Source organism: Rhizobium ecuadorense, from assembly GCF_001187535.1.
Lineage (GTDB): Bacteria > Pseudomonadota > Alphaproteobacteria > Rhizobiales > Rhizobiaceae > Rhizobium > Rhizobium ecuadorense.
Genome location: NZ_LFIO01000921.1, coordinates 1 through 245, shown reverse-complemented (window position 1 = coordinate 245; position 245 = coordinate 1). Strand labels below are relative to the sequence as shown.

Sequence of the window (245 nt, the reverse complement as noted above, 5' to 3'; positions counted from 1 at the left end):
CTGCAATGAGGCCTTCCGGCTGCGACGCGCAGTTTTCGTATATGAGCAGAAGGTTCCCGAAGCCGAGGAATTCGATGCCGACGATCTCAGCGCCCATCATCTCGTCGCTGTCACGGCGGGCGAGGTTTCCGGCACGCTGAGAGCCATTTACGCCGAGGAACATGTGAAGATCGGCCGGGTTGCGGTTGCTGGCCGATGGCGCGGCCGCGGCATTGCGGCTGATATGATCGGGCGTGCAATAGAAC

1 protein-coding gene is annotated in these 245 nt (G+C 61.2%); it reads left to right on the top strand.

Features of this window, described 5'->3' with window-relative positions; translation table 11 throughout:
• Positions 1-245, top strand: a 245-nt coding sequence (locus AF337_RS45445; RefSeq protein WP_342028437.1) for a GNAT family N-acetyltransferase, incomplete at both ends; no start/stop codon positions are given.